Below are 8,572 nucleotides of genomic sequence, written 5' to 3' on the forward strand. Positions count from 1 at the left end.
GGTTGCCGCTGGCATTGGTGCCCTCCGTGCGCGGGCCTTCCGTCCGCGGGCCCTCCGTGCGCGGGCCTTCCGCGCACGGGCCTCCGGGCGGCAGCCCTCCGGCAGGGCGGACCACAGTTCCGGGCCGGACATTCCGGAAGGCCGTGATGCCGGGCTCCTGTTCATGCGTGAGCTGCTGGCCGAGGTGCTCGTACAGCCCCACCACCGCCTGCTGGTCCAGCACAGCAGGCAATGATTCGATGGCCCCAACCACGCGCTGTGCCCCGGCGACGGCTACGTCGGAGTTGGTGACGCCGAACAGATCCGGCTGGGCGGCCATACAGATGAGCGGGCGGACAAACCTGCGGTGCGGCGGTGCAAGGACCGACGTGACGGCGGCGCATCGGGCCAGCGCGCCCTCCACCGCCTGGGTCCGCGCGTAGCGGCCCTGCCAGAGCACCCCGGATGCCACCCGCACTTCGCCGGTCCAGTTCTTGGCGTCCACCACCACAACGCCGCCGGGGCCAACCAGCACGTGGTCCAAATGGGCTTTCGGGCGCCCCGGCCAGTGCACGTCGTGCATGACATACCAGCCGCGTGGCACCAACTCGCTCAGCTTGTCCGCCACCACCCGTTCGCCCGCGGCCCCTGCGTCCCACGCCTTTGTGGCATGCTCGGCCTCGTCGAGCTGGCGCTTTAGCCTGGCAACCCTTTCAGCGGCCAGCCGGGACTGCTCGGCCGCTCCGTCTCCTGCCCCCATGGTTGGTCCCTGCTTCCCTGCCGTCGCAACGGGGGCGGCTGGCCGCCGTCGTCCTTGCCTGCGGTTGTTCTTCCGGTTTTTCGAAAGTAACAGGGCGGCAGGACGCCGGTATATAAGTACTTTTCGCGGGAGTACTCAGGTTGGTTACTTGGTTTGCAGGTCCTTGGTTGATGACACGGCTTCGTCACAGGGACCCGAATATGGGCGGTTCATTTTGACTGCCGCGAGCTTCTGGCATGCTGGTGCCATGGCTAGCCGCGCGGGCACACTTGCCCAACCCCAGGACCTTGTTGACATCACTGCGCTCCTCGACGCGTACTACGACATCACGCCAGACCTCGCTGATCCGGGCCAGCGCGTTGTGTTCGGCACGTCCGGGCACCGGGGGTCCAGCCTCAAGGCGTCGTTCAACGAGAAGCACATCGTGGCCATCACGCAGGCCATCGTGGAGTACCGGGCAGCGCAGGGCGTCACCGGCCCCCTGTTCCTGGCCAAGGACACGCATGCGCTGAGCGAACCGGCGCAGAACAGCGCCCTGGAGGTCCTCGCCGCCAATGGCGTGCAGGTCCTCATCGATGCCCGGCACGGCTACACCCCCACCCCGGCGCTGAGCCATGCGATCCTCACGTACAACCGGAATGCCGGGCCCGGCGCACCGCAGGCTGACGGCATCGTGGTGACCCCCAGCCACAACCCGCCCGCGGACGGCGGCTTCAAGTACAACCCGCCGCACGGTGGCCCCGCCGATTCCGACGCCACCGGATGGATTGCCAACCGCGCCAACGAACTGCTCGAGAACGACCTGCGCGGGGTGAAGCGGATCCCGGTGGCCGATGCCCTGGCTGCTGACACCACCGGCAAGTTCGACTTCCTCAGCAGCTATGTTGACGACCTGCCCTCCGTGCTCAACCTTGACGCCATCCGCGAGGCCGGCGTCAGGATCGGCGCCGACCCCATGGGCGGGGCGTCCGTGGACTACTGGGGCGAGATCGGCGAGCGCCACCAGCTGAACCTGACCGTCGTCAACCCCACGGTGGACCCGCAGTGGGCGTTCATGACGCTGGACTGGGACGAAAAGATCCGGATGGACTGCTCGTCGCCGTCGGCCATGGCCTCCCTGATCCAACGGATGTCCGACGGCGGCTCGGCCTTCGACGTGGCCACAGGCAACGACGCCGACGCCGACCGGCACGGCATCGTCACCCCCGACGGCGGTCTGATGAACCCCAACCACTACCTCGCCGTCGCCATCGATTACCTCTACCGGAACCGCAGCGGCTGGAACCCTGCCTCCGTGGTGGGCAAGACCCTGGTGTCTTCCTCCATCATCGACCGTGTGGCACAAAGCCTGGGCCGGAAGCTCGTCGAGGTGCCGGTGGGCTTCAAGTGGTTCGTGCCCGGCCTGCTGTCCGGCGAGGGAGCATTCGGCGGCGAGGAATCGGCCGGCGCCTCTTTCAACAAGAAGGACGGCAGCGTCTGGACCACGGACAAGGACGGCATCCTGCTGGCCCTGCTCGCGTCCGAGATCACCGCCGTCACGGGCAACTCTCCGTCCCAGCTGTACAAGGGCCTGACGGACCAGTTCGGTTCGCCGGTCTATGCCCGGATCGACGCCGCCGCCTCGCGCGAGCAGAAGGCGAAGCTGGGCAAGCTCTCCGCGGCGGATGTCACCGCGACGTCCCTGGCCGGCGAGGAGATCACTGCGAAGCTCACCGAGGCGCCGGGCAACGGTGCATCCATCGGCGGCCTCAAGGTGGTCACGGAGAACGCCTGGTTTGCTGCGCGCCCGTCCGGCACCGAGGACGTGTACAAAATCTACGCCGAGTCGTTCAAGGGCGAGGAGCACCTCAAGCAGGTGCAGGCCGAGGCCAAGGCGCTGGTGGACGGCGTCATCGCCTAGGCGGTTCCCTTCCCTGGGTCCAGGCTCCACAGGCGGAGGACGCGCCGGATGGTGTGGTCACCATCCGGCGCCATGTCCACCAGGGCGATCCGGTCCAGCACCACTGCGTCCCCCGGGTTCAGCCGTTTCTTGCCAGGGCCTGAGCCGTGGTGCGAGACGTGCGGCCGGTAGCCGGAGAGTGTGTGGCGCGGCGTGAGGATCCTGCCGTCCACCGCGGCCACAGCCTGGACCAGGGCCTCATGCAGGGCCTGGAGCGCCGGGTGTGGCTCCACCAGGCTGACGGCCACGGATCCGTTACGGCCAAAGGCCGCATCCTCCCCTACGGCCATGCTCGCGCCAAGCGCGGCCCGCGCCGGAGCATCGGCGAGGGCGGCGACGCGTTCCGCCGCGCCGGCACTGTCCGGACCTCCGACGTCGAACCTCACCAGGGTGATGTGCAGCGGCCAGTCGGTGCGCAGGAAGACGGCGCCTTCTGCCACAGGTTCGACGAACGCCACGAAAATGAGGTTGCGCATCGGCATGGCCCCAGTCTCCCACCGCGCTTCCTTGTCGCGGCAGTGCGCACGCGTCGACGGGAAAGCCGCCACAAGTGAGCGCGCGTCCCAAAACATCAAACGCCCGCTCACCTTTGGCGGCTTACATCCAAACGCCCGCTCACTTCATGTGAACGGGCGTTGGACAACGAAAGGGTTAGACGCTGCGGACGACGTCCTGGTAGGCGAACTTGGGCTTGGCTTCGCCCCATGCGTCCTCGCCGGGCTGGCCGATGTTGACCACCAGGAAGCTCTTCTGGTCCCCCTCCGGGAAGAAGGCCTCGTCGATGGCACCGAAGTCGGCGCCGGTCATGGGGCCTGCGGCGAAGCCAAGGGACCGGACGGCCAGGATGAAATAACCGGCCTGCAGGTGCGCGTTGTTGTTGCCCGTTGCCGCGGCCAGCTCGGGGCTGGCGTCGTACATGGCCTTGGGGGTGTTGTAGCCGGGGAGGAAGTTGTCCCACTCGCCGGCCCAGTCGGTGTCATAGCTGAGGATGGCCACCAGCGGGGCGGAGGCGGTCTTGGCGCGGTTGCCGGCCATGAGCGCATCCACGAGCTTGGCGCGGGCCTCGTCCGAACGGACGTAGGTGATGCGCAACGGCTGGGAGTTGAAGGCGGTGGGGCCGAACTTGGTGAGCTCGTAGATGGCCCGAGCCTGTTCCTCGGTGACTTCACCGGTGAAGGTGTTGGCCGTTCGGGCCTCGGCGAAAATGGCGTCGACGGCGGCGGGATCGATAACCGCTTCTTCATGGGCAATGGTCATTGGCATACCTTTCGCTGCGCCTCCCCGCCTGCCGGGTCGGCCTCTTCGCTGTCGGTAGTTGCAACTTCAACCTCTGCCTGGGTCTTCCCGGAACAGCACGTGACCTTAGCCACAACGGCAGCAACAACGGACCGGGCGGTATTCTGGTGGCCGTTCATCTTCGCCATCGGCGGCACCCCCTGAAAGGCCCCTCCCATGAGCATGCTCGGAATCAAGTGGAAGCTGCACGGCACCGGCAAATCCATCAAGCCCGGCCACGTGGTGGCCCCCGATGAGCGGCTGGCCTGGCCGCTGACCATCGGCGTGGGCATGCAGCACGTAGTGGCCATGTTCGGTGCCACCTTCCTGGTGCCCATCATCACCGGCATGCCACCGGCAACCACGCTCTTCTTCTCCGGCGTCGGCACCCTGCTGTTCCTGGTGATCACCAGGGGCAGGGTGCCCAGCTACCTGGGCTCGAGCTTTGCGTTCATCGCGCCGATCATGGCATCGCAGCAGCAGTTCGGCGTGCCCGGCGCCCTGGGCGGCGTGGTCCTGGCCGGCGCCGTCCTGGCCCTGGTGGGTGCCATCGTGCAGAAGTTCGGCGCGGAGTGGATCAACCGGCTTATGCCGCCCATCGTCACCGGCGCCATCGTGGCGCTGATCGGCCTCAACCTGGCCCCCGCCGCGAAACAGAACTTCGCCGCCGCGCCCGTTACCGCCCTCGTCACACTTGGCACCATCATCCTGGTCAGCGTCCTCTTCCGCGGGATCCTCGGCCGGCTCAGCATCCTGGTGGGCGTGGTGGTGGGCTACCTCGTGGCCATGCTCCGCGGCGAAGTCAGCTACGAAAAGATGAACGCGGCCGCGTGGGTGGGGCTCCCCCAGTTCCAGACCCCCGAGTTCCACATCGGCGTCCTGGGCCTGTTCGTGCCGGTGGTCCTGGTCCTGGTGGCGGAGAACATCGGCCACGTGAAGTCCGTGGCCGCCATGACCGGGCAGAACCTCGACGGCGTCTCCGGGCGCGCGCTGATGGCCGACGGCGCCGCGACCGTCCTCGCCGGCATCGGCGGCGGTTCGGGAACCACCACCTACGCCGAAAACATCGGCGTCATGGCTGCCACCAAGGTGTATTCGACGGCGGCCTACTGGGTGGCCGGCATTTTCGCCATCCTGCTGAGCTTTTCCCCCAAGTTCGGGGAGCTGATCGCCACCGTCCCCCCGGGCGTGCTGGGCGGCGCGGCAACCATGCTTTACGGCATGATCGGCATCCTTGGCGTGAAGATCTGGGTGCAGAACAAGGTGAACTTCTCCAACCCGGTGAACCTGACCACTGCGGCCGTGGCGCTGATCATCGGCATCGCCGACTATACGCTGACCGTCGGCGAGCTGACCTTTACCGGCATCGCGCTTGGTTCGGCGGCCGCACTGGTGATCTACCACGGCATGACGGCCATCGCGAAGGCCCGTGGAACGGTGGCGGAACCGGAGTCCGAGCAGGCGGGACTGCCGCCTGCGGCCAAGGCCGCCGCGAAGCGGGCTCCCAGGAAGCGCTAGGAGCTAAGCCACTTCGTCCGGACGGTTGAGCCCGTAGACGGGCCCAGGCTTGGGGCGCTTTGCCGCCAGCGATTCGTCGGAGCCGTGCGGCAGGATGCGGTGCAGCACCCAGGGGAAGAAGTACTGCCGGGCCCACACCAGGTCTTCGGCCCGCGCCTGCGTCCAGCCGTGGGCCGGCACCGGCCGCGGCTCAAGCGGCTCAAGGGTGTGCGGCACTGCCAGCGCGTCGAGGGTGGCCACCGCAACGGCGTGGTGGCCCAGCGGGGACAGGTGCAGCCGGTCCGGATCCCACATCCGGACGTCCTGGAGCTCGGGCAGGCACCACAGGTCAACCATGATGGCATGGTGGCGGAGGGCTATCTTGTGCAGGTGCTCGTTGTAGATGGCCGCCCTCCCGCGGATCTGGCTGAAGACGGGGGTGCCGCCCCAGTCCGGCCCTGCGTACAGGAGGACGGTCGCTCCCGTGGCGGCCAGCTTTTCCACTGCCTGGTCCATATGCCGGGCGAGCTTGTCCGGATCGCCGCGGCGGAAGATGATGTCATTTCCGCCGCCGGACATGGCAACCAAGTCCGGCTTCAGCGCCAGGGCCGGCGCAAGTTGCCTGTCCAGGATCTGCCGCAGCAGCATTCCCCGGACCGCGAGGTTGGCATAGGCAAAGCCGGGCTGGCCGGCGCTGAGTTCCTCCGCCACACGGTCGGCCCAGCCCCGGAGCCCGCCGAGGCTCCGCGGCTCGGGATCGCCCACACCCTCCGTGTATGAATCGCCCAGTGCCACGAACCGGTGCCAGGGGTGCCTGCCTCCGGTTTCCATGCCGGCCCGCAGGTCCTGCTTTTCCGTTGTCATGCCGTCCTCCTTCGCACGGATGAACGCGGGCGCTGCTTCTTTGCGGCGCCCGCCGCCGGTGGCATCTCTGACTGTTGGTCCAGATCGGCCGGCGCCAGCAGGCGGAAGTCCTCGACGCCGTCGGGCAGTTCCTGCCTGAGCCCGGAGACCGCCGGGCCGGGCCGCTCCATCGCGGCACTGGGCGCCACGACATTCAGCGCTGCATCCCGCAGGTCCAGCTCGTGATGCAGCGCCTGCGTCTGCAGGAACCGCAGGGCCCCCTCGCGGCTAAGGCCGTACTCGTTCATGAGGCTGCGCACCGCCAGGTCCACCAGAACCAGCGAGCTTTGCACGACGGCGATTCCCGCCGTGGTCTCGGCCCGCTCGGCCACGCGCACCACCACGCGCAGGGCCCGCGCCACCTGGTGCACGTAGCTCCGGATCCGGACCAGGTCGTCACTGGTGAAGGCGTGGGATACGGATGCGTAAAGGTTGATGGCCGCACTGGAGCCGCCCTCGGACACGATGGGCGCGGACAGCAGTGACTGCACGCCGTGGCTGGCGGCCGCGCTCGAATAGCCGGGCCAGCGCCGGTCCCGGCTGAGATCGGACAGCAGGACGAACTCACTGGTACGCAGGGCTTCCATGACCGGCCCGTCCGCAAAGGAGCACTGCTCCCGGTCCGCCTCGCGGGCCTGCTCGGTGCTGGCGGCAAGCGTGTGCGCCTTGCCAAGGCGGAAAAGGGTCGCAGCCCAGGCGATACCGCGGCGTTCACCCTCGATGTCTGTCATGAAGTCGCGGGTGACTTCCCAGAGGTATGTCTCGACGTCCTTGCTGTCGAAAACAGGCTCTGGCGGCATTGGAAGAGGTCCCCAGCCAACCTGCCCCGTGGGTTCAGCGGCCATTCTCCACGCCTTGCTTATAAGCGCCTCGGCCTACTGCAAAACCTTGTTCTAAGAATACGTCCCGCAGCCACGTTGCAGGGAACTCCGGGAAACTTTGGGGCTTTCCGCAGCAATACCAGACGTCAGAGCCAGACCTGGTATCCGGTCGACTTGTCGAAGAGCCTGCGGGTTGTAATGCCCTCGCCGGCGATCCACAGGACTGAACCGTCCTCCGCAGCCTGCTCAACCAGGCCGCTGGCAACGTGCTCACCCCCCAGCCAGACCTCCACGGTATGGCCAGTCAGCCGCGCCCAATCCTTGCGCGGTCCGCGGCTTGCGCCAGGTGCCGCCTCTTCTTCCCTGGGGTTGCTTTCGGCCGCTGGCAGGTCTGCCAGTACGCACAGGTTCACGGTTCCTCCATTACTGGGCATGGGTCGAGCCGCATCAGGGGGACTCGACTGATATCTCTTTGATATATCAGGTTGGGAAACCCAGTATGTTCCAGGTCACATTCCTTGTCAAAAGAGGATCAAAACTGCCAGCCAGCCTTAAGGGAACACGGGCCCGGCCCTCAACGCCGCTTTACGCGGCGAACAGGGCTTCGCGTACCGCACGCTCGAAGCCGCTGACGTGCACCCTGGCAAGTTCGGCAGCCTTGCCTTCGTCCCCGTCGATGACGGCATTCAGCAGATTCACGTGTTCATGCACATGCAGGGACAGGTCGGGAAGGCGGTCGATGACCATGCACCAGATCCGGGTGGCCAGGTTGTCGTACCGGATCAGGATGTCCTCAAGGTGCGGGTTGGCAGCGGCGGCGTAGATGCCCTGGTGCACCCGGGCATCCAGGCGGAGCGTCTCCGTGACGGACGCGGCCCCGACGTCGAACGCCTCAACATCTTTGAGGATGGCCCGCAACTGCCGCCTGACAGCATCGGTGGCAACCCTCGCCGCGCGGGCGGCAGCAAGGGGTTCAAGCTGCGCGCGGATCTCAGAGATGAAGGACAGGTCCGTGACGTCCACCCGGGTGGCGAAGGTGCCGCGCCGCGGGTACGTGATGACCAGCCGGTCCAGTTCCAGCCGCTTCAGCGCCTCGCGCACGGGAGTGCGGCCAACGCCCAGTGACTTAGCCAGCACCTCGTCGTTCAACAGCTCGCCGGGCTTGATGTCCAATACCAGGAGCCGGTCCCGGATGCTCTCATATGCGACGTCGGCGAGGGACTTCCTGCTGCCCTCTTCCGCAGCCGCCAAAGTTTCCAGTGCCATGCCAGGACCCCTTTCCCCTCGCTGAAAAATAACTATTGACCTGTGTCACAGTCGAGTATACGCTGGGGTCCAATCTAATATATCAGTTCGCTACTTTTGAATATATCTAGAAGGAGGAGGGGACATGACCCT

The 8,572-nt window shown here is 66.8% G+C and carries 9 protein-coding genes; 2 read left to right on the forward strand and 7 right to left on the reverse strand.

The annotated features are described in order from the left end of the window. A partial coding sequence (locus AC5RT3_RS20400) for a nuclease-related domain-containing protein (protein WP_494125079.1) occupies nucleotides 1–739 on the reverse strand: 739 nt, incomplete at its 3' end. 247 nt (nucleotides 740–986) lie between these two features. On the opposite strand from AC5RT3_RS20400, the gene pgm reads away from it, so the two are divergent. Next, on the forward strand, nucleotides 987–2,639 hold the full coding sequence (pgm, locus tag AC5RT3_RS20405) for a phosphoglucomutase (alpha-D-glucose-1,6-bisphosphate-dependent) (RefSeq protein WP_494052525.1): 1,653 nt from the start codon (nucleotides 987–989) through the stop codon (nucleotides 2,637–2,639). Here pgm and AC5RT3_RS20410 read toward each other — a convergent pair. Continuing rightward, a complete protein-coding gene (locus tag AC5RT3_RS20410; RefSeq protein ID WP_494125084.1) occupies nucleotides 2,636–3,154 on the reverse strand; it encodes a 2'-5' RNA ligase family protein in 519 nt (172 codons plus the stop codon). The two genes, pgm and AC5RT3_RS20410, sit on opposite strands and share 4 nt — an antisense overlap. A gap of 175 nt (nucleotides 3,155–3,329) precedes the next feature. Next, nucleotides 3,330–3,935, reverse strand: a complete 606-nt coding sequence (locus tag AC5RT3_RS20415) for a malonic semialdehyde reductase (protein WP_494125080.1) — start codon at nucleotides 3,933–3,935, stop codon at nucleotides 3,330–3,332. 195 nt (nucleotides 3,936–4,130) lie between these two features. Here AC5RT3_RS20415 and AC5RT3_RS20420 point away from each other — a divergent pair, with 195 nt between their 5' ends. Beyond that, a complete protein-coding gene (locus AC5RT3_RS20420) occupies nucleotides 4,131–5,471 on the forward strand; it encodes a uracil-xanthine permease family protein (RefSeq protein ID WP_494125081.1) in 1,341 nt (446 codons plus the stop codon). Between the two features lie 3 nt (nucleotides 5,472–5,474). Here the strand turns inward: AC5RT3_RS20420 and AC5RT3_RS20425 are convergent, their stop codons facing one another. The 4 genes from AC5RT3_RS20425 to AC5RT3_RS20440 all read right to left on the reverse strand — a co-directional run bounded on the left by AC5RT3_RS20425 (nucleotide 5,475) and on the right by AC5RT3_RS20440 (nucleotide 8,440). Further along, a complete protein-coding gene (locus AC5RT3_RS20425; RefSeq protein WP_494052522.1) occupies nucleotides 5,475–6,314 on the reverse strand; it encodes an SGNH/GDSL hydrolase family protein in 840 nt (279 codons plus the stop codon). Next, complete coding sequence (locus tag AC5RT3_RS20430) at nucleotides 6,311–7,198, reverse strand: GAF domain-containing protein (RefSeq protein WP_494125082.1); 888 nt, start codon at nucleotides 7,196–7,198, stop codon at nucleotides 6,311–6,313. The genes AC5RT3_RS20425 and AC5RT3_RS20430 overlap by 4 nt, the downstream gene beginning before the upstream one ends. A gap of 122 nt (nucleotides 7,199–7,320) precedes the next feature. Continuing rightward, nucleotides 7,321–7,587, reverse strand: coding sequence for a hypothetical protein (locus tag AC5RT3_RS20435; protein ID WP_494125083.1), 267 nt, complete (start codon nucleotides 7,585–7,587; stop codon nucleotides 7,321–7,323). Nucleotides 7,588–7,759: 172 nt separating this feature from the next. Then, the gene (locus tag AC5RT3_RS20440) at nucleotides 7,760–8,440 is read right to left on the reverse strand and encodes a GntR family transcriptional regulator (RefSeq protein ID WP_494011918.1); all 681 of its coding nucleotides are present in this window, start codon (nucleotides 8,438–8,440) and stop codon (nucleotides 7,760–7,762) included. Nucleotides 8,441–8,572: the final 132 nt, after the last annotated feature.

Source organism: Arthrobacter sp. Y3221159, from assembly GCF_059089885.1.